Source organism: Deltaproteobacteria bacterium, assembly GCA_029858205.1.
Taxonomy (GTDB): Bacteria; Desulfobacterota; GWC2-55-46; order GWC2-55-46; family DRQE01; genus JAOUFM01.
The window spans coordinates 17948-38088 of the sequence record JAOUFM010000013.1 but is presented as its reverse complement, the minus strand read 5'-3'; the positions used below and the strand labels follow the sequence as shown (position 1 = coordinate 38088).

The following is a 20141-nucleotide window of genomic DNA, read 5'->3' as shown; positions in this document are numbered from 1 at the left end:
AAAAAAAATCCCTCTCCCCAATCACATTGGGGAGAGGGAAAAAGGGAGAGGGGTACGGAGCTTTGTCTTTTCAAAACCCCGGGTATGGGGCTAAACATAAAAGACGCTGGATTCCCGCCTGCGCGGGAATGACGAGATGTTACCGATGGGCAAGAGATTGCTTCGGCCTACGGCCTCGCAATGACCGCCCCCCACCTCCACCCGCAAAAACCCACGCCCAAAAAAACTCCCCTCCCCTTACAAAAGAAGCCACTTGCAAAAAAAATAATCCCTCTCCCCGTTGAAGTCCGGGGAGAGGGAAAAAGGGAGAGGGGTACGGAGCTTAGGCCTTTACCTAATCACAGGCCGCCAAGCCTGTCCCGTACTTGATACGGGAGTTCGTGCCAGACGCGGCAGAGGCCGTTTTTTCGCGCAGGCGTATTTTGATAATACGTCGAGCACGGAAAAACGGCCTCAACAAAGTATGGCGCGAAAATCGGCGGCCTACTCAATGCAAATCGCCGGTTTCCAACAACCTTACTTGGTCACTTCACTTATCCAGGAAAGATAGGGCTGGTGGGCATCTTTAATATCAACGCAGATAATTTCCGGCACCTCGTACGGATGCAACTCCTTCGCCCGTTTCTCGAGAGTTTTAAAGAGCGCGGCCCTGGTCTTCATGATGCAAAGCGCTTCTCCTTCGTCGCACACCTCGCCCTTCCACTTGTAGATGGAACGTATGGCTGGAACGATATTACAGCACGCTGCCAACCCCTCTGTAACGAGCGTTTTGCCGATTTCCGCGCCCTTTGCCTCATCTGGCACGGTCATGAACACTATGACTGTATCGGACGGCATGCGGCTGCCCCTTACCCTTCGATGTAGCGCGCCGCAATCCACGCCATCGTGCTGACGCCGATTTCGAGTGAGTCCTCGTCTATGTCGAATGACGACGAATGGAGCGATGCGGCTATGCCCTTTGCCTTGTTGGAGGTGCCGAGCCTGAAAAGAGAGCCCGGTATTTTTTCGGTAAAGCAGGAGAAGTCCTCCGAGCCCATCACGGGAGCTGGCATGAGGATTACGTTATGCGGCCCGACAACGTCCGTTGCAGCGGCCTTTACGAGCGAATCAACGGTATAGTCGTTCACAACAGAGCCGCTGCCAAAACCGTAATCAAGCTCATAGGTGGCCCCGGCGCCCATGGTTATGCCGCGTATCGTGTCTTCTATATAGGTCGGCATTTCCTTTCTTAGCGCGGCATCGAGCGTTCTTACCGTGCCCTTCAACTCCACCCTGTCGGCAATGACGTTTGCAGCACTTCCACCGCGTATTATGCCAATAGATATGACGGCGTGGTGCAGCGGGTCCATCCTCCGGCTGACTATGTGGTGGAGCGCGTTTACGACCATCGAGGCTACAAGGATTGCGTCAACACTCTGGTGCGGCCTCGATGCGTGGCCGCCCTTGCCCTTTACTACCACTGTGAAGCGGTCCGACGACGCCGTCATAACGCCGCTCTTATGCGCGATGATTCCCTTCTCAAGCTCCGGGAAACAGTGCAGCGCAACAATTGCCGTGGGCACGGGGTTTGAGAGAGCGCCTTCCTTTATCATCTCGGATGCGCCGCCCTCTGTCGTTTCCTCCGAGGGCTGGAATATGAACACAACATCACCCTTCATCGTGGGCTTTAGCTTGGATAACGTAATTGCCGCGCCCATTAGTATGGAGGTGTGCGCGTCGTGGCCGCAGGCGTGCATCACGCCCGGTACAACAGAGGCGTAGCCGCAGGTGTTCACCTCCTGTATCGGAAGCGCGTCCATGTCCGCACGAAGTGCAATGACCTTGCCCTGGCCCTTGTTCATGCCGCCCCGAAGCACTCCGACAACGCCATGGCCTCCGACGTTTGTCCTGACCTCGAGGCCTGCGCCTTCGAGCACGCCGGCTACGAATGCAGCGGTCTTATTCTCCGCGCCCGAGAGCTCGGGGTTCTTGTGTATCTCGCGCCGAAATGTTATGACGCGGTCTTTTATGCCTGCTGAAATCTTCTTTATCTCTGCTAACATCGCTCTCCCCTTATCATCAAAACGTATCCATATATTTTACACCAAAAACGCGGCAAAGGCCACCTATACGCGGCCTTCTGCGGACACTTCGTCCTCAAGGAGTTTCGTAAGCGCACGGCTTACACTCCGTAGCTCGCCGGTTTCCTTAAAGAGCCTTCGCTGTCTCGCAGAGCCATTTCCGTCTTTCAGTACGCGGCGTATGCCGTCAAGCTCTCTTACAGAGCCAAGCCGCTTCGCGTCATCTTCGACCATGTCGAGCAGTTTCTCTATTGCCACTATTACAGAAACCTCTCCGGATGCGTCGTCGGTAATAAACCTTGCGCCAAGACCGTACCTTGCGGCCCTCCATTTATTTTCCCTCACTACAAACGAATGCGGCCGCTTGAATTCGCCTTCCTCGCCGTAATCCTTATCAAGGCATACGACAAGGGCCTGTATAAGGGCTGCAAGCGAGACAGCCTCTTCGATAGTGGAGGTGGCATCAAGGATTCTGGCCTCTATGGTGCCGAAGTCAGGATGAGGCCGCACATCCCACCAGAGCTCGCGTATGGTCTGTATGGTATTGGTCCTGACATAGGCGTCCACTATTTTTTCGTAATCACTCCAGTTATGGAAATAGAACGGCAACCCTGCAATCGGGAGCGACTCAAACACCTTGATTCTGTAGCTATCGAGCCCTGTGTCATCGCCCTGCCAAAACGGCGAGTTCGCGCTAAGAGAGAGCAGATGCGGCATGTACCCCATGATTCGATTTAGCACGTGTATGCATCTCTCGCCGCTGCCAATACCCACATGCACATGAAGGCCGAAGGTGTTGGAGCGTCTGGCTATCAGCCCAAGCTTTTCAACCAGTCTAAGGTAGCGGGCGTCATTCGTGACCTTCTGCTCCTTCCAGGGAGAGAACGGATGAGTGCCTGCCATGCATATAGAGAGGCCCATGGCCTTGGCCTCTTTCACTACGAGGCCGACACTTTTTACGAGCTCGCCGTAAGCCGTAGACGGCTTTTCGTGTATACCTGTATTTATCTCTATCGTTGAATTGAGTATCTCGTGCTTTACATTGCTGCCGAGACTGGCAAGACGCGCTATCAGCTCATCGGATGAATTCTTTAGCGCAAAGGTATCCCTATCGAGGATCTGGAGCTCGAGTTCTATGCCGATGGTCGGCTTCTCGGACGGTTTAAATAGGATTGCCATAGAGTCGGGGTGCCGAATAAGGGTGCTTACAAAGACCGCTTAAACGCTTGCAAAGATAGTAACATTTTTAAATGTCCAAAAGCAACCCGAAGCGGACACGGCTTTAAAGCGGTTGACACGGGCGGCTTAGGCTTAGTATTATTTCCAGATAGACCTTACGCAATAAAAAAGGAGCCTCCTTCAATAATGGAAAAACTCGTAAGCCTACTCGGGCTTTTCGTGTTCATACTCATAGCCTACGCCCTATCGGAAGACAGAAAGGCCGTAAATAGAAGGCTCGTTATCTGGGGTGTGGCGCTGCAGTTCGTGTTCGCGCTTTTGATACTTAAGACCGCGCCCGGGCGCTACGTATTCGACCTTGCGCAGCGCATAATGACAGCGGCCCTTGACCTTACCTCAATCGGCGCGTCCTTCATATTCGGCAAGCTTTCAAGCGACTTCTCGATTGGCGCAGTATTTGCCTTCAAGGTGCTCCCGACCGTTATATTCGTGTCGTCTATAATGGCCGTTCTCTTTCACTTTAAAATCATCCAGGCCGTCATAAGGGGCATGGCATGGGTCATGCGTAGAAGCATGGGCGCAAGCGGAACAGAGACCTTCATGGCAGCCTCTTTCGTGTTCATGGGCATAGAGGCCGTTACAGCCGTAAAGCGCTACCTCTCGACAATGACCAGGAGCGAGGTGTTTACTCTTATGACGGCCTTCATGGCGACAATTGCCGGAAGCGTCATGGCCGCATACGTGAGCTTTGGAGCAGATGCAGGGCATCTTCTCGCTGCCTCGGTGATGAGCGCTCCTGCTGCGATAGTCATATCGAAACTGCTTGTACCTGAGACTGCTGCATCCGAGACCGCGGTCTCCGGCATAAAGGAGCTGAAGATAGAAACCGTGAACGCGGTCGATGCCGCTGCCACTGGCGCGCAGGACGGCATGAAGCTCGCCCTCACTATAGGCGCGGTGCTCCTGGCCTTTGTCTCCATAATCGGCATGATGGACATGTTCCTTGGAGAGATAGGCACGTCCTTCGAGGCGATATCCGGGTACGTGTTCTCCCCTGTTGCATTCATAATGGGCGTGCCTTATACCGAATGCTTCGAGGTAGGACGGCTTCTTGGCATAAAGGTCGTCTTTAACGAGTTCCTTGCGTACCAGAAGATGCAGCCGCTAATAGAGGCGGGGGCAATCGGACCGCGGTCTATCGTTATAACGACCTACGCGCTCTGCAGCTTCGCAAACTTCGGAAGTCTCGCGATACTGATAGGCGGAGTGACTACACTTTGCCCGTCAAAGAAAACTGAAGTCGTCTCTCTTGGGCTAAAGGCCATACTCTCTGGCTGTATCGCGGGCTTCATGACAGCAACGATTGCCGGTGTGCTTGTCTGACAAACAAAACCATGACAGATACAGCGCCCATCATATCCTACGCAAGATCCGCTTTTTTAAGCCTCACAGCACTCTTTATATTTACGCTTACAAACTATCAGATAGACTCGCCAAGCGTAATATACTCTCGCCCGGAGGTCGCCTTGCTGTCGAATGAAGTAACACAGGGCGACATGGGCGTAATAGAACTAAAGGGCGCGGCAAACGGCAAAACGCCCGAGGGCGAGATATTTGGAACAAAGCTTCGCTTTTTCACTGCAGCAGGCTCCTATATTGCGCTCACGGCGGCAGGCATGGAAGAGACAAGCGGCACGCACATGATGACCATCCACGGCATAGAGGAGCACGCGTTGTACTATCCGGTGAAAGTCGCCGCAAAAGAATTCGACTCTACCATACTAAACGTCAAGCGAAGGATGGCCTTCCCTGGGAAAAAGGAGCGCGCGCGGATAAAGCGCGAAAACGAGCTCGTCGCGTCAGCAATAGAAGACCGGCTAAAAAAAATCGGCAAAGCCCCGGCCTGGGACGGCCCGTTCATAATGCCTGTCACAGACAAGATAACCGACACCTTCGGCTCGTGGCGCGTGATGAACAAGAAAAAAGAATACCGCCACAACGGTCTGGATATCCGCGCCAAGAACGGAGCGCGCGTTGTAGCCGCCAATTCGGGGGAAGTCGTTCTCACCGGAGATTTCTATCTTACAGGCAAAACCGTCATAGTCGACCACGGCATGGGCGTATTTACGACGTACGCGCATTTATCGAGGATATCTGCAGATATCGGAGAAAAGGTGGAACGAGGACAGCTCGTCGGCAGGGCCGGAGCAACCGGACGGGCAACAGGGCCGCACCTTCACTGGGGCGCAAGGCTCGAGTACAACTTTATAAACCCGGAAAGCATAGTGACCGAGAGCGAGGCCTTTTTCAAGCACATCTCGGACAAACGCTGATACGCCGGCAGAAGAGCCGTTTTCAGTTGTGTTTTTGCCTTTTTTATCTTACGATGTACAATATAGAAACAAAACGCATTGATATCGGGAGGACACCGGATGTTCGAGAACCTGGAAGAAAAAGAAGCGGTCGAAAGGGCCGCGCTCATAGAAAAGAACGGCTACAAGTTCTACTCGCTTCTCATCAGCAAGATTAGCGATGCGCGCGTAAAAGAGGCGTTAAGAGACCTTGCGCACGACGAGCAAAAACATCTAAAAACTCTCGAGAGCGTCTACTTCCCCGAAGCAGGGCTCGGAGACGAGATAACAGAAGAAGAACTCGAGATAGAAGAATACGTGAAGAAGCTCGGCGTCCCCGACCTTTTTACGAGACGCATAGACTTGGAAAAGCTCGTTGCAGCGGTAGACGAACCAAAGAAGGCGCTCCTTATAGCTCTTGATACGGAGATACACGCTGCCGAGTATTTCGAAAAAATGGCAGCCGCGGCCAAGACAAAAGGCGGCAAGGCCATGTACAAGGAGCTTGCCGAGGAAGAACGCGGACACGTAAGCAGGATAGAAGAACTTCTCGCCATGTTCTAAGGCCAAAGCGGCCGCAAGCACCCCTATCGACACTTTCGACGCATAAAAAAAGGCGCGCTGCCGTATCACAGGCAACGCGCCTTTTCTTGCCGTCAAATTTTATTTCTTTTCTTCCGAAGGCGCTGCCACAGGCGCAGGGGCGGGCGCTGCCACAGGCGCAGGGGCGGGCGCTGCCACAGGCGCAGGGGCGGGCGCAGGCGCTGCCTTATCTGCCGCCTTTTTTGTTTTTGCCGCAGCCGGCTTCTTTGCCTTTTTCCCGGCCTCGGTCTTTGGCGGCAATATAGGCTTTACATCCCTCACCGCAATATTGCCCTGCTTGGTGCGCTTTGGCGTATCCTTTAGCGGTTCGGTCCTAAATATCTCGGGACCAAACTGTACCGCATAATATATTTCCCTTACCTCGGTAATGGCCGTGTTCACGCCGCCTGCGAACTTTCTCTCGCGCATGGGCCAGAGAAACCCCTCCGGCGTCTTCTTGAAATCCGAATACTCGACACCAAACTCCATGGGCGCGCCGCCGGCGTCGAAACTACCCTTAAAAAGCTCAATGCGCTTTGTCTCGGGATTGACGTAATAATTTGCCGTCACTGCGCCTTCCTTTAGCGTAAGTATCTTATACTTACCGTCGCTCGATATCGCCATCTTATCCTTCAACCCCAGAAGCGTAAGCGGCGTATAAAGACGCATCAACTGAAGCCGCATGGCCTCGACTTGCGGCCCTTCCTTTATAGGCCCGGGTTTGCCGTTATTTATGCCGTAGCCCTTCTCGCCGTCGAACACCCTTAACTCGGCAGGCGACTTGGCATACAAAAGCTCGTTTCTAAGCTTACCCGGCTTGCCGTCCTTTGGCTGAAGAACAAAACGGCCCTCGACACCGGTATCCTGCTTGACAACAGCCAGTATACCGAGCTTTATGGTATAGGCGTTGAACATCAAAAGATTACCCTCGCCGCCGTACTCACCAACCATCGCGGTCAGGAGTTCCTCTGTTTCCTTGCTTGCCTTGGGCGCGCCGCCGCAGCCGTAAACCAGAAGAACCGCTGCCGCCATAAGCGCCGTAAGCCTAAGTGCCCTGTTCACAACAAAACCCTCCTTTGCCTCTTTTCGATAATAACACCGCACAGCTTAAGTATTCTACCATAACAGCAGCACTACTGCCAGGCAGCTGTGAGGGCCTTCCACTCGCCGTCCTTTTTATCAAATACAACGCTAAGGCTCGTCTTATCTACGCCTCCGAGCACCGGGCCACCGCCCGTGCCGGTGAAGATTACCGTTGCCGAGTATACGGCCTTATCGCCCTTGACCTCGACGGTTTCGGAAATGATAGAGACCTTCATACTATCGCCGCGAAGCATTTTCGCAAGGAGAAAGCCCTTTAGCGCGTTATAGTCGTTGCCTCGCTCGTCTCTGTAATCCTTTGATACGTGCCTGGTAACGCCCTTTACGTCATTCTTTGAGACTGCGGCAGCTGCCTCTCTCACTATGCGCTTTATGGCAGCGCTATCGTCCTCTTTCGCGCAAGACACAGCACACAGAAGCACGGAAAAAAATAACAGAGCACACAAAACCCTCATGTCTTTACCTTTCCTGAACCCATTTTACGCCCATCCGAGTAACGGGCATATTATCCTTAAGCCAAGCACGATGATAACAAACCCGGCGATATCGAAAAGTATGCCGCGCTTTACCATCGTGAATATCGGCACCATGCCGGAACCGTATACTATGGCGTTTGGCGGCGTCGATACCGGGAGCATGAAGCCGAAGCTTGAGCCCAGACACGCGCCAAGGGCAGGGGGAAGCGGATGAACGCCCATGGCAAGGGCCATTGCTATGACGATTGGGATTGTCATGTTGGCGGAAGCTGTGTTCGACGTTGTTTCGCTAAGTATTATTCCCATGAGCGTTGCCGCTGCCGTCAGTCCCCAGAGCCCGCCTGCAAAAGTAAAGGAGGCGAGCCATTTTCCGAATGCCTCGGCAAGGCCGCTTGAGAACATCATCGTTCCAAGGCTTATGCCGGAGCCAAAAAGGATGATGGTACCCCAGTCTATCTTTGCAGCCCTCTGCCAAGTCATGGTAAACTTCAGCTCTTTAAAGGACACAGGCAGCACGAAAAGAAGCGCGGCGGCGATTATCGCACTAACGCCTTCCTTCAGCCTTGCATCGAGCATGATGCTAACCGGATGCGCCTTGCCGAGTATCCCCATAGCAAGGCTCGGGAGCACCCACAAGAGTACCGCAACGCCAAAGCAGAGCGCGGTGTTTCGCTCCGCAACCGACCAATTGCCAAGCTTTCCCCTCTCGGCGCTAACGTACTCGCGCACCCCGGAAAGCTTCATCGAAGATGCGCCAAAGGATGACAGTATCAAGTACAGCACGCCAAACATTACAACGGTAGGCGGCAGGGCAAAACGCATCCATTCGTAGAAGTTTATCCTCACTCCCGTAAGCTTCTCTATCATTGCAATGCCTATAAGATTTGGCGGCGTGCCAACCGGCGTTGCGATTCCTCCAACCGATGCGCCGTAGGCTATCATCAGCATCAGCACTGCAGCATAGCGGTTAAAGGCCGCATCCGCCTCACTGCCGGATGCGGCCTTGATAACGGAAAGTATCCCGATGCCTACAGGGAGCATCATTGCGGCTGCTGCGGTATTGCTTATCCACATGGAAACTACCGCTGTTATGATGCCAAAGGCAAGCAGTATGCCTCGCGGCGTTTGCCCGAAAAACCGTATGGAAAGTATTGCCAGCGAAAAACGCTTATCCAGGCCGTGCATGCTTATGGCCTCGGCAATAATAAAGCTGCCGATAAAAAGAAATATTATATGGTCCGAGAACCCGGCAAGGGCATCCTTCACCGTCGCCGCGCCAAGCACTGCCGAGAGCGCAACACCAAGGAGCGCAGTAACCGGTATGGGCACGGCCTCGGTTATCCAGAAAATCACTACGAAGCCAAGTATTGCCAGGAGCTTATGGCCGGAATCGTTAAGCGCGGGGAATGGAGTAAAATACAGGATAAGAAAAACAAGAGGCCCGAGAACGAGCCCTGCCTTTTTTCGCTTTCTCTCAAAGGCCTCTTCCCTGGAGCTCAAGACCTCTTTTATATCTTCGGCGTCGTGAGACAAAGGGCCTCCTTTGCATATCAGCCAAAGAACACCTTGGCTACTTCATATGTCTCTTTGTCAACGGTCTTTGTCTTGCCGGTTGAGTCCTTAAGGGATGCGTCCACCACCTTGTTGCCGTTTAGCGCGGCCATACGGCCAAACTTTCCCTCGTGCACGAGCTCTATGGCCTTTACGCCGTAGCGCGTTGCGAGTATCCTGTCGTGAGCGGTCGGGCTTCCGCCCCTTTGAAGGTGCCCTAGCACCACGTGGCGGGTCTCAAGAGAGGTCCGCTTCTCTATTTCCTTTGCGAGCATCTCGCCTATGCCGCCAAGCTTCACGTGCCCGAAGGCGTCGACTGTCGAGTCTTTTGTGACGAACCCTTCGGTCTGTTTCGGCATCGCGCCCTCGGCAACCATAATAATACTGTAGTTAAAGCCGCCCTGCTTTCTTCCCTGCACGACCCTGCAGACCTCGTCCATGCCAAAGGGCTCCTCGGGGATAAGTATCAGGTCGGCACCTCCGGCAAGCCCTCCGTACACCGCTATCCATCCGGCATGGCGCCCCATGACCTCGACCACCATGACGCGATGATGGGCCTCGGTAGTAGTCCTTAGCCTATCCATTGCCTCGCACACGATGCTTATGGCGGTATCGAAGCCAAAAGTAAAGTCCGTGCACGAGAGGTCGTTATCGATTGTCTTTGGAACTCCTACTGTCTTTATGCCCATATCAAAGAGCTTTGAAGCAACGCCAAGCGTATCGTCGCCGCCTATGCACACAAGGGCATCTATCTTGTCCTTCTTCAGGTTTGCAAGCACCTTCTCGACGTCGCCGTCCTTTTTAAACGGGTTCGTCCTCGACGTGCCGAGTATAGTGCCTCCGCGCGCAAGCAGCCCCGCAACCGCCGCGGTATCGAGGTCAACGTAATTGGCGCTTATAAGCCCTCTCCATCCGTCCTTTATTCCGACAAACGTATGCCCAAGCTGCGTTCCGCGCTTTACAACCGCCCTGATAACGGCGTTTAGCCCCGGACAATCGCCGCCTCCGGTAAGGATTCCTACCCTCATAACCGCACCTCCCCGTTTACAGTAATATTATAACAGCCTAACGCTCTATGGCAACGGCAAGCGGTATCCTGACCGTAAAGGTCGTGCCTTTGCCTTCTTCGCTTTCCGCGCCTATGGTTCCGTCAAAGGACTCTACCATTTCCTTACATATACTAAGGCCAAGCCCCACGCCCCCTGCTCCTCCGGTCCTTGCCTTATCGACCCTGTAGAAACGGTCGAATATATATGGCAGGTGCTCCTTCGATATGCCCATGCCCGTGTCCTTTACCCTGAGTACCGCCGAGCCTGCTTCCTCTGTAAGGCTTATGGAAACAACGCCGCCCTTATCGGTATATTTTATCGCGTTGTCTATCAGGTTATATATGACCTGCCCGAGCCTTATGACATCGGCAAAGACGAGCACGTACGCGGCCTTTTCTATCTCTAGCTTGACGCCCTTTTCGGCTGCGAGCTTTTTCGTCTGCTCGAACTTTTCGGCAAGGAGCTCATCAACGCGCACTGCCGTCATGCGCCGGCTTCCGCTCTCGACATCTGTCCTTGCAAGCGTTAAGAGGTTTTGCACGATGCCGCTCATCCTGTCTACCTCTTCGAGCGTGCTTTTAAGCACCTCCTGCATCTCCTCATTGCTAAGGCGCCCCCTAAGGGCTATTTCCAACTCCCCCTTCATAACGGTAAGCGGCGTCTTGAGTTCATGGGAAGCGTCTGCAGTGAACTGTTTTATCTGCCTAAACGAGCGGTCAAGCCTCGTTATCATGCCGTTAAATGTGGAGGCAAGCCGCCCCATTTCGTCGTCCGGGGTTTTCACGTCTATCCTGTTTTTCAAATTCTCTGCCGTAATGCGCCTTGCCACAAGCGTAAGTTCCTTTACCGGCTCAAGGGCCTTTCTGGCGAGGAACGCTCCGACGATTGCCGCTATGGCAACGGACACGACGATGCCGACCGCGAAGAAGTAAAACATGTAATGGAACACGGCCTCCATGCCCTCAAGCGAGGCCCCGACCTGAACTATCGCAACGAGCCCTCTTTCTTCTAGCATCACTGGCTTGGAAAAAACGCGTATTGGATAGACGCCAAACGGCTTTATGGTCTCGTAGGTCTCCTTGCCCTTTACGGCATTGGAGTAGGTTTCGTCGGAAACAGGGATATTAAAACCCTCGAGTGTCGAGCCGCGCGCGACGATATCGCCCTTGGAATCGAGTATCTGGATGAAGTTGCCGCTCGTCTTTACGCCAAAGAACCGCTCGAGTATTACGTCGAACCGCTTTGGCACGTTAAGCTGCCCCGACGGCAGCACTATTGCGTGCGGCATCATTTCGGCAACCGCGCTTATCTGCGCGTCCGTTCTCGATACGAACACGGTCGATATGGCGTAGAAGAAGGCCGCGCCAAAGCTTACGAGGCTGATGGTAAGAAGCGCTACATACCACGCCGTAAGCCTCGATCTAACCGATAATTTTATCGAGAATATACGCTTCACGCGCCTATCCCGCCGAGTTCCGCAAGCCTCTTCATCGAGGCTATTATTATCTCCTTGCGCTTTATGGCAAGGATGCCGTCCTCTTTGAAGCTTTTAAGCAGCCTTATGGATGTTTCCTGCGTAATGCCAAGCATCTCGGCTATATCGAGGCGAGAGAGGGTGAGCTGCAGTCTCACTCCGCCTTTTACCTGCTCGCCGTACTCTGTTGCAAGCGTATAGAGCAGGTGCGCGAGCTTTTCCCTGGCATTCAGGAGGCCGAGCGTGCCTATTTTCTTATAGGCGTCGAGGAGCTCGACACCCAGGGCCTTTGCTATCTTCACGGCGATTGCGCCCTCGCGCTTTAGTATGGAAAAAAAATCTCGCGTTGCCATGAAGCATAAGTCCGCGTCCTCCATGGCTACTGCGCCAAGCTCGTACTTCGCGACCCCGCCAAAAACCTCGAGCCCGAGTATCTCGCCCGGGCCAAGCAGCTTCACTATGTGCTCACGGCCGTCCTTCGAGCTCCTGATAAGCTTTACACGCCCGGCCCTCACCACATAGAGCCCTCTGCAGTCGTCGCCCTCCATGTATATCATGTCCTTTTTGGGATGAAAGGACGTCCTCACTACGTCCTTGAAAGCATCTATTTCGTCGCTGCTTAGCGCCGAGAAAAGCGTATTGTCCTTTATGACGCAGTTACATATGCCGCAAACCGAATTCGAAACCTTCACCATATCTCCCCCTTATTTACCCAATGCAGCATTTCCCGCCAACTCCCCAAACGGCAGCCCGCTTCTATACGGCACGAGCGCTATACTGACAGAGGCCTGGCGCCTCGCGGCCTTTATAAGGGCCTTAAGCTCTTTCTCCGGCACGGGCTTACCGGTATCCCAATCAACGGTCTGGAACTTTATAAGCACGCTCCTTGAGTCTTTGACCTTTGCGGAAGCTACCCTCACCATGTCCTCTATCATTCGCGATATCTCGCGCTTATCCTTCTCAAGCTCTGTAGCCATCTGCACGTGATAGGCCATGATGGAATAATAATCGAACCCCTCGCGTATTGCAGCGTCCAGGTCCTGCGAGAACCAGGCGAGCGCGCCCCTGGGGTTAGTTACGGCCTCGTACATGAGATTTATGGCGAACTTCGCCCCGGGGTTCTTTTCCCTGACCGCGGCCTTAAGCCTGGAGGCGACGCTTAAGAGCCTTCTATTCTTCCACGAGGCCCAACTCCAGAACTCGCCCGTATACTCGACATTGCCGCCGTTTATGTCAGTCACATACATGGACCACGGCGTAAGAGGCCTGCCAAACTCCGTCTTAAACGAGCTCTCCGAACTCCTGCCATACCCCTCGTTATATTTTAACACGAGGTCGTCCTGAAATAAAACGCCATCTATCGGATACGACGCAAGGTCGGTGTATAGGTTCTCTAGATGCTCGACCGCCTCCTCGTTAAAGAGGTCGAGCCCCTTACACCTTGCAAACACATTCAAACGCGTATCAAAGGACTTACACGTTATATCGTCCCTGCCCTCGATTCCGTAGTCAGCGTACCTCGTGGTCATCCAGGCAAACACCTTGACACCGCGCTTGTGCGCCTCGTCCAAAACAACCGAGAGCGCGTCGGCAACAACAGGCGCGTGCGAGGTCTTGAAGTATACGCCGGATACCGCCTCCGTAGCGGCAAAGTAATGCGGCCTGTCGCCCTCGTTATGAAAAACCCGCATGATAATGGTGTTTACGCCCGTGGACGCAAGACGCTCTATCTCGAGAGCTATCTCAGGGCGGCTTTTGCCTTCGAACACCAAGACCTGCACGCCGTTTAGCATGATTGACGAAGAAACACCGCGTGGCGCAGCGGCCAAAACACTGCCTGCAAAAACGTTATAAATAAAAAAACCGCCTGCTGCGGCAATAGCTAACAGAAGCGCCAGTATCCGCTTAGCCGAAAATCGCATCGAGCGCCTCCTTTATGTGAGCAACGCCTGTGTGCGCTTTCTTAAAGCCCTTATCAAGCCCTTTAAGATTGTCCTTTGGAAGTATGCAGCGCTCGAACCCGAGCTTCTCTGCCTCCTTGATGCGAGAGTCAGCCCTTGTAACGCCTCTTACCTCTCCGGCGAGCCCGACCTCGCCAAACACCACTGTCCTCGGGTCTATAGGGACTTCCTTAAAGTTCGACACTATGGCAGCAAGGACCGCGAGGTCGGCCGCAGGCTCGTCGATACGAAGCCCTCCGGTGACCTTTACAAACACGTCGTGATGGGTAAGCGAGATGCCCGCCTTTTTCTCGAGCACCGCTATAAGGAGAAGCACCTTGTTAAAGTCAACGCCAACTACCGTGCGCCTTGGCACCCCGAAGAGCGCAGGAGAGACAAGGGCCTGTATCTCTACAAGCACCGTCCTCGTGCCCTCGAGACTTGCGAGCACCGATGAGCCGGAGGCCCCTTTTGGCCTCTCGGCAAGAAACACCTCGGAGGGGTTGTCCACTTCACGCAGCCCCGAGTCCTTCATCTCGAAAACGCCGATTTCCATGACCGAGCCGTAGCGGTTCTTCACGGCACGAAGAATCCTATAGACGTGCCCCGATTTACCCTCGAAGTACAGCACGGTATCCACCATGTGCTCGAGCACCCTCGGGCCTGCGATGGCGCCGTCCTTCGTGACGTGGCCTACGAGAAATAGCGGCACATCGAGCTTCTTTGCAACCGACGTTATTATGGCCCCGGACTCCCTTACCTGGCTGACACTTCCCGGAGAGCTCTCGATTGTCTCGCTATACACCGTCTGCACTGAATCTATGACAACGGCTGCGGGTGAAAGCTCCTCCATCTTTGCTGTTATGGCCTCTACCGAGGTCTCCGACCACACAAGCATTCCATCTGTGACAACGCCAAGACGCTCGGCACGAAGCCTTATCTGCTTTTCCGATTCCTCGCCTGATACATAGAGCACGGTAGCGCCGTATTTGCCGGAAAACTGCCCGAGGGCCTGAAGAAGAAGCGTTGATTTCCCGATTCCAGGGTCCCCGCCGACAAGCACAACGCCGCCCGGCACCATGCCGCCGCCAAGCACCCTGTCGAACTCGCCTATGCCTGTAATTATGCGCTTTTCCGAGACATCGGCAACCTCGGTTATGGCTGTAGGGGACGTATGAGCGCCGGAGGAGGACTTAAGGCCGCGTTTTTTCTCGGACGAGACACGCTCCTCGACCATCGAGTTCCACACGTTGCAGGCAGGGCAGCGCCCCAACCACTTGGAACTCTGATGACCGCATTCCTGACATGCGAATATGACCTTGGACTGGGCGCGTTTCATGTTAAAAACACCGTGCTACGCGGATGTTTTAATTGACAAAAGTGCTCGTTCTGTTATTATAATGTCGTAACGAAGACCGCAAAAAGGGCGGAAAAAACCTCAATAAATCCATGGGTAACGAATTTATAGACATACTACTTGAAGTGAACAAAGCTGTCAAGACACTTCACTTTTATCCTGAAGGACACCCCAACCTCGCAACCGTAATCTCCGGGGGCCACGGCGTCATAACCGGCGTCATAGCCGAAAAAGGAGAGTTCAATCTCAAGGTCGAGAAAAAAAACATCCTCATAAACGACCAGCCGCAGCCCATGACAAACCCGGCGGTAGCGAACATAGCAAAGCTTTTCGTCTTAAGAAAGATCAAGGCGCTTCAATTTCTTAAATCCATAACGCAGTCCGACTATAGCGTATTTCTAAGCGTATTGAAGCTCGAACCCGAAGACCTGTTTGCCAAGGGCGGGGTCGAGAGCGTGTTTGCGCGCGGCAACGTGCGCGGCATACTCTTAAACGAAATGACCTTTGAGCAGCTCGTGGACATGCAGGAAAAGCAAGACCAGACTGTCGAAGAAGAACTTGAAGAAATAGAGGTCTCGGCAGAGGACGCGGTAAAACCCGATGACGCAGAATCATCGTCAAGCGAAGAGGAAATAGACCCGGACAGCCTTGCCGGACTGATAAAGAGAATAGACGCCGAGACCGACCACATGAGGTACACGGATCTCTCTGTCAGAATAAAGGAAAAGACCGACGTCCTGCTTAAAGAAAAGAACTACGCCGAAGTGTTCACCGCGTTAAAACAGTTCTTCAAGCACACGCTAGCGCAATACGCAGCCGACACCACTATTCGCGAAACAGCGGCAACAAACGTAAAAGCCCTGCTTACAACAGAAATGGTCGGCTACCTCGTCGAAAGACTCTCGGAACCCGCCGATCCGAACAAGTCCCTGATACAGCATATATTCAGGCATCCGGGCGAAGAGGCCATAAACTTCCTCTTCGAGCACCTAATAAACACCCACAGCGCGACTATCAGGAGAACGATATTCAACGTGCTCGTAAGACAGGGCGAATCCGTACGCGCCGAAGTGGAAAAACGCCTGGATGACGAAAGGTGGTTCGTCACAAGACAGATGGTATCGCTGCTTGCCTCGCTCGGAGCGGAGAGCTCGATAGAGAGAATCCTCAAGATCTACGGCCACAAGGACATACGCGTAAAGAAAGAGGTATTAAAAACCCTCTCCCGCGTGCCGCTTGCCGGCTCGGCCGAGCTTTTAAGAACAGCGCTAAAGGAAACCGACCCCGGCCTCAAAGGGCAGGCCATAATATCGCTTGGCATGATACGCGACGAAGGCTCTGTAGAGCAGCTTGGCGACCTGGCCAATAAAGGCGCCGAGGACGCGGAAATGAGAAAAGAGGCCATAAAGGCTCTCGGCATCATAAAGACCAAGACGGCAATACCGCAGCTTGCCAAGCTTCTGGCGAAGAAATCCTGGTTCGGGAAGGAAACGAGCGAGGAGTTCAAGATACTTGCCGTTACTTCTCTTGCCAAGATAGGCGGCGACGAGGCAATGGAAATAATCATGGCCGCGTACAAGGACTCTAGCGGACGGCTCTACAACACCTGTAAGCGCATTATCGAGGGCGGCAAGGAGTAACAAGAACCAAAAGCAGGAGGACACCATACCATGCCAATCGACATAAACGAAAACATACTTAGAAGCATCAACGGCGCGCTCCAGAGCCGAAAACTCTACCCCGCAGGACACCCATCGATGATGGCGCCGGCGAGGAAATCGGCGCAGCTCGTGGCAGAGGCCCTCAAGACGTCGAGTAAATTCATAATAGGCGTGGTCGAAGAATCGCTTGTGTGCGACGAAGTGCCCATCGAGGACGCAGAAGATAACTTCCCTGACCTCTGGGCCTGCATAAACAAGAGAAGCATAGAGGCAATCATATTCGAAAAGGGCGTTACGGACAAGGAAATGAGCGCCATCTTCGACATACTCTCCGAAGAAGGGCCGCTTAGCCCGGGCGACATCCCCAGGGAATTAAAGAACAAGGGGATAATGCACATTACCATAAAGTCCTTCGAAAAGCGCAACATCATCGAGGTCTACAACGACGCCATCGAGGTCGTAAAGAACGTCATGGGCGAGATACGCCTTGGCAAGATCCCGAAGTCCGAGCCGGTTAAAAAAGTCGTAAACGACCTCTCGGAACTGGTTCTCTCCGACACGAACGCCATGATAGGGCTTACGATGATAAAGAACTACGACGATTACCTCTATAACCACTCGGTCAACGTAAGCATACTGTCTCTCTCCCTTGGCAAACAGATGAAGCTCAAGACCGAAGACCTTCACACGCTGGGTGTGGCAGGGCTCCTACACGACGTAGGCAAGACAGGCGTTTCCGAGGACATAATAAAGAAACCCGGCGGGCTTAGTTCCGAGGAATGGGAAAAAGTAAAGGAACACCCCGTGCTCGGCGCAAACATCACAAAAAGAATGGACGGCCTAAACGACACCATCTGCCGCATAATATTCGAACACCATGTCCGCTACGACAAGACCGGTTACCCCAAGGTCGAGAACGCAGTGCACCCGCTTAGCATAATCGTATGCGTTGCCGACGCCTACGACGCGCTCACTACCCTCAGGGTCTACCAGAAGCCGTATCAGCCTGTCGAGGCGATAAAGATACTCAAAGGGCTCTCCGGCAAGCACTTCGACCCGGCAACCATACTCGCCTTCGAGAACATGATAGGGATGTACCCGGTCGGAACGCTTGTAAGGCTTTCGACAAACGAGGTCGGCATAGTGACCAAGGTAAACAACGCCGCTTTCGACAAGCCCACGATAAAGATAATGTACTCTGCCGACGGCTCTGAGCTTCCAATGCCAAAGGAAACGGACCTGTCGGAAAACGCGCACGCAGCGCTCTCGATAGTGTCGCAGGTGGACCCGCTTGCAAGAAACGTCGACGCAGGGGCCTTTGTTGCAAAAGAAGCGGCAGGGGCGTAGCCCTAAACCGCGTAATATTCTTTAATAAAAAACCCCCGCCTCTTATGAGGCGGGGGTTTTAACATTCTACGCAGCGCGCCGTGTGAGCCCTATCTATGGCTCCATCATCCCTAGGGCCCGTATGGCCTTGCACTTCATGCTTACCGTGCCCTTAGTAGCATAAAAGACCATGGCCTCCTCGGCCTTCTTATCGCCGTAAACGGCAAGGGCGTCTATGGCCCTCTCTATTACGCCTGTATCCTTGCTCTTTAACATATGTATGTATGGGCCGACAAGCTGCGGCTCGGTAAAGCGCATGAGCGCGTCTATTACTTCTCTTTCAACTATGACGCTTGGGTCCTTTAGCGCCTCGACAAGCTGCGGCAGCACGGCGCGGTCGCTTAAATCGGCAAGCGTTCTTACGGCAGCAGCCCGAACGTCCTCGATATCGTCCTTAAGGGCCCTTGCCAGAAGCGTTGAAACGCTTGGCCCCCTCATCCCGGCAAGCGCGTATATGGCGCGAAGCTTTTCTATCTTTTCACCGCTGCCTATCAAACGCTCAAGCGCCGGGAACTTTGTCCGAAGCTCGAGCTTCTCAAGGGCCTCGGCAGCCGCGTGCTTTACCGTAGGATCAGGGTCCTTTAAAGCGCTTATTAACACCTGTTTTCTTGCTTCCATAACCATTATAATTAACAGATACTCTCTAAAGTTGCAAGAATTTTCTGTATTCCTCAACTGCCCGAACGGCTGCAACTCCGGCCTCCTCGCGCCTTATGGCATTGGCCGAGAGAAGGCCGAAGTTGGCGTTCATGGGCTGAAAATCCTTTTTTTCGTCATCCGTGACATACGACATTAGCGCGCCTGTCAGAGTTTTTCCTGGAAACGGCTGCGGCTCACTGCCCCTTAGCCGCATAAGCGCGCCTATGCCTGCCGCAATGCCGCTTGCCGCGCTCTCAACGTACCCCTCAACCCCGGTTATCTGTCCGGCAAAAAATATGCCGGTATTATCCTTAAGCTCAAGAGACGGAGTAAGAAGGCGCGGCGAATCTATAAACGTATTCCTGTGCATGCTGCCGTAGCGCGCGAACTCAGCGTTCTTTAACGCCGGGATAAACGAAAATACGCGCTTCTGTTCACTGTTAGTAAGGCGCGTCTGGAAGCCGACGGCATTATACAATGCCCCGCCCTTATCCTCCCTTCTAAGCTGCACAAGCGCATATGGGCGCTTGCCGCTCTGCGGGTCGACAAACCCGGTTGGCCGCATGGGCCCGAACGCAAGTGTATCGACACCGCGCATCGCCATTACCTCAACGGGCATGCAGGACTCGAAAAACTTTTTCTCCTCAAACTCCCTTACGGGCGCCGTCCTGGCAGCAGTGAGCTCTTTTACGAAAAGATAGTACTCGTCCTTTGTAAGCGGGCAGTTTACGTAATCGTCCCCGCCCTTGCCGTAGCGCGAGCCCATGAAGGCGGAAGAAAAATCTATGGACTCGCCATACACTATCGGCGCTATGGCATCGTAGAAATAAAGCGAGCCCTTGCCCGTAAGCTCCTCTATGACCTCTGCCATCGGAGGCGATGTAAGCGGCCCTGTGGCTATGATAAGCGGCCGTTTTACAGGAAGACCGGTTACCTCGCGCCTGGTGACGTTTACGCCAAGGGTATCGAGGCGGGCGGTGACAAACTCTGAAAAAAGCCTTCTATCAACGGCAAGGGCCTTTCCTGCGGCAACCCGTGTTCTATCGGCAGCCTCCATGAGAATGGAGCCCATTGCCCTCAACTCTGCCTTCAAAACGCCGGAGGCATTTTCCATGCTCTCGGACTTAAGAGAATTACTGCAGACAAGCTCGGCAAGGCCGTCCATCTTGTGGGCCTCTGAGAACCTCACAGGCTTCATCTCCACGAGGCGCGCCTTTACCCCTGCTCTCGAAAGCAGCGCCGCAGCCTCGCACCCGGCAAGCCCGCCACCTATGATAAGAACATCTTCTTCCATCTTCGTCTATATTCTACAGCCGAAAAGACCGCGGCGCAAGG

Annotated in this window: 18 protein-coding genes; 5 read left to right on the top strand and 13 right to left on the bottom strand. The window is 53.7% G+C overall.

The window, feature by feature from the left end; translation table 11 throughout:
- Positions 1-516: 516 nt before the first annotated feature.
- The 3 genes from OEV59_09100 to OEV59_09090 all read right to left on the bottom strand — a co-directional run bounded on the left by OEV59_09100 (position 517) and on the right by OEV59_09090 (position 3239).
- Entirely contained in the window at positions 517-837 is a 321-nt protein-coding gene (locus OEV59_09100; protein ID MDH4227884.1) for a divalent-cation tolerance protein CutA, read from the bottom strand.
- An 11-nt stretch (positions 838-848) separates the two neighbouring features.
- Complete coding sequence (locus tag OEV59_09095) at positions 849-2042, bottom strand: amidohydrolase (protein ID MDH4227883.1); 1194 nt, start codon at positions 2040-2042, stop codon at positions 849-851.
- A 63-nt stretch (positions 2043-2105) separates the two neighbouring features.
- A complete protein-coding gene (locus OEV59_09090; GenBank protein ID MDH4227882.1) occupies positions 2106-3239 on the bottom strand; it encodes a YbdK family carboxylate-amine ligase in 1134 nt (377 codons plus the stop codon).
- A gap of 186 nt (positions 3240-3425) precedes the next feature.
- Between OEV59_09090 and OEV59_09085 the strand changes: the two genes are divergently transcribed.
- The 3 genes from OEV59_09085 (at position 3426) to OEV59_09075 (ending at position 6154) form a co-directional block, all read left to right on the top strand.
- Positions 3426-4622, top strand: coding sequence for a NupC/NupG family nucleoside CNT transporter (locus tag OEV59_09085; protein ID MDH4227881.1), 1197 nt, complete (start codon positions 3426-3428; stop codon positions 4620-4622).
- Positions 4623-4633: 11 nt separating this feature from the next.
- Complete coding sequence (locus tag OEV59_09080) at positions 4634-5572, top strand: M23 family metallopeptidase (protein ID MDH4227880.1); 939 nt, start codon at positions 4634-4636, stop codon at positions 5570-5572.
- A gap of 99 nt (positions 5573-5671) precedes the next feature.
- A complete protein-coding gene (locus tag OEV59_09075) occupies positions 5672-6154 on the top strand; it encodes a ferritin family protein (GenBank protein ID MDH4227879.1) in 483 nt (160 codons plus the stop codon).
- Between the two features lie 99 nt (positions 6155-6253).
- Here the strand turns inward: OEV59_09075 and OEV59_09070 are convergent, their stop codons facing one another.
- The 8 genes from OEV59_09070 to radA form a co-directional block, all read right to left on the bottom strand.
- Complete coding sequence (locus OEV59_09070) at positions 6254-7234, bottom strand: hypothetical protein (protein MDH4227878.1); 981 nt, start codon at positions 7232-7234, stop codon at positions 6254-6256.
- A gap of 71 nt (positions 7235-7305) precedes the next feature.
- Positions 7306-7680, bottom strand: coding sequence for a hypothetical protein (locus OEV59_09065; protein ID MDH4227877.1), 375 nt, complete (start codon positions 7678-7680; stop codon positions 7306-7308).
- Between the two features lie 72 nt (positions 7681-7752).
- Complete coding sequence (locus OEV59_09060) at positions 7753-9282, bottom strand: DASS family sodium-coupled anion symporter (GenBank protein ID MDH4227876.1); 1530 nt, start codon at positions 9280-9282, stop codon at positions 7753-7755.
- Positions 9283-9299: 17 nt separating this feature from the next.
- Positions 9300-10328 carry a 6-phosphofructokinase gene (locus OEV59_09055; GenBank protein ID MDH4227875.1) on the bottom strand — a complete coding sequence of 343 codons (1029 nt, stop codon included), beginning with the start codon at positions 10326-10328 and terminating at the stop codon, positions 9300-9302.
- A 37-nt stretch (positions 10329-10365) separates the two neighbouring features.
- Entirely contained in the window at positions 10366-11805 is a 1440-nt protein-coding gene (locus tag OEV59_09050) for an ATP-binding protein (GenBank protein ID MDH4227874.1), read from the bottom strand.
- Positions 11802-12518: a Crp/Fnr family transcriptional regulator gene (locus tag OEV59_09045; protein ID MDH4227873.1), complete on the bottom strand. Its 717-nt coding sequence runs from the start codon at positions 12516-12518 to the stop codon at positions 11802-11804. Before OEV59_09045 ends, OEV59_09050 begins: the two co-directional genes overlap by 4 nt.
- A gap of 9 nt (positions 12519-12527) precedes the next feature.
- Positions 12528-13745, bottom strand: a complete 1218-nt coding sequence (locus OEV59_09040; protein MDH4227872.1) for a poly-beta-1,6-N-acetyl-D-glucosamine N-deacetylase PgaB — start codon at positions 13743-13745, stop codon at positions 12528-12530.
- Entirely contained in the window at positions 13729-15102 is a 1374-nt protein-coding gene (gene radA / locus OEV59_09035) for a DNA repair protein RadA (GenBank protein MDH4227871.1), read from the bottom strand. Before radA ends, OEV59_09040 begins: the two co-directional genes overlap by 17 nt.
- A gap of 110 nt (positions 15103-15212) precedes the next feature.
- Here radA and OEV59_09030 point away from each other — a divergent pair, with 110 nt between their 5' ends.
- Together OEV59_09030 and OEV59_09025 are read left to right on the top strand one after the other, a co-directional pair.
- On the top strand, positions 15213-16760 hold the full coding sequence (locus tag OEV59_09030) for a HEAT repeat domain-containing protein (protein MDH4227870.1): 1548 nt from the start codon (positions 15213-15215) through the stop codon (positions 16758-16760).
- A 30-nt stretch (positions 16761-16790) separates the two neighbouring features.
- Entirely contained in the window at positions 16791-18128 is a 1338-nt protein-coding gene (locus OEV59_09025; protein MDH4227869.1) for an HD-GYP domain-containing protein, read from the top strand.
- Positions 18129-18221: 93 nt separating this feature from the next.
- On the opposite strand, the gene OEV59_09020 is transcribed toward OEV59_09025, so the two are convergent.
- Positions 18222-18785 (bottom strand): HEAT repeat domain-containing protein, encoded by a 564-nt coding sequence (locus OEV59_09020; protein ID MDH4227868.1) that lies wholly within the window; start codon positions 18783-18785, stop codon positions 18222-18224.
- Positions 18786-18810: 25 nt separating this feature from the next.
- Positions 18811-20100 carry a methylenetetrahydrofolate--tRNA-(uracil(54)-C(5))-methyltransferase (FADH(2)-oxidizing) TrmFO gene (trmFO, locus tag OEV59_09015; protein MDH4227867.1) on the bottom strand — a complete coding sequence of 430 codons (1290 nt, stop codon included), beginning with the start codon at positions 20098-20100 and terminating at the stop codon, positions 18811-18813.
- Between the last annotated feature and the right edge of the window lie 41 nt (positions 20101-20141).

Excerpts from the sequence above, each read along its gene's own strand:
- OEV59_09100 (MDH4227884.1), bottom strand. The coding sequence starts at position 837 with ATGCCGTCCGATACAGTCATAGTGTTCATGACCGTGCCAGATGAGGCA.
- OEV59_09095 (MDH4227883.1), bottom strand. The coding sequence starts at position 2,042 with ATGTTAGCAGAGATAAAGAAGATTTCAGCAGGCATAAAAGACCGCGTC.
- OEV59_09090 (MDH4227882.1), bottom strand. The coding sequence starts at position 3,239 with ATGGCAATCCTATTTAAACCGTCCGAGAAGCCGACCATCGGCATAGAA.
- OEV59_09085 (MDH4227881.1), top strand. The coding sequence starts at position 3,426 with ATGGAAAAACTCGTAAGCCTACTCGGGCTTTTCGTGTTCATACTCATA.
- OEV59_09080 (MDH4227880.1), top strand. The coding sequence starts at position 4,634 with ATGACAGATACAGCGCCCATCATATCCTACGCAAGATCCGCTTTTTTA.
- OEV59_09075 (MDH4227879.1), top strand. The coding sequence starts at position 5,672 with ATGTTCGAGAACCTGGAAGAAAAAGAAGCGGTCGAAAGGGCCGCGCTC.
- OEV59_09055 (MDH4227875.1), bottom strand. The coding sequence starts at position 10,328 with ATGAGGGTAGGAATCCTTACCGGAGGCGGCGATTGTCCGGGGCTAAAC.
- OEV59_09045 (MDH4227873.1), bottom strand. The coding sequence starts at position 12,518 with ATGGTGAAGGTTTCGAATTCGGTTTGCGGCATATGTAACTGCGTCATA.
- OEV59_09040 (MDH4227872.1), bottom strand. The coding sequence starts at position 13,745 with ATGCGATTTTCGGCTAAGCGGATACTGGCGCTTCTGTTAGCTATTGCC.
- radA (MDH4227871.1), bottom strand. The coding sequence starts at position 15,102 with ATGAAACGCGCCCAGTCCAAGGTCATATTCGCATGTCAGGAATGCGGT.
- OEV59_09030 (MDH4227870.1), top strand. The coding sequence starts at position 15,213 with ATGGGTAACGAATTTATAGACATACTACTTGAAGTGAACAAAGCTGTC.
- OEV59_09025 (MDH4227869.1), top strand. The coding sequence starts at position 16,791 with ATGCCAATCGACATAAACGAAAACATACTTAGAAGCATCAACGGCGCG.
- OEV59_09020 (MDH4227868.1), bottom strand. The coding sequence starts at position 18,785 with ATGGAAGCAAGAAAACAGGTGTTAATAAGCGCTTTAAAGGACCCTGAT.
- trmFO (MDH4227867.1), bottom strand. The coding sequence starts at position 20,100 with ATGGAAGAAGATGTTCTTATCATAGGTGGCGGGCTTGCCGGGTGCGAG.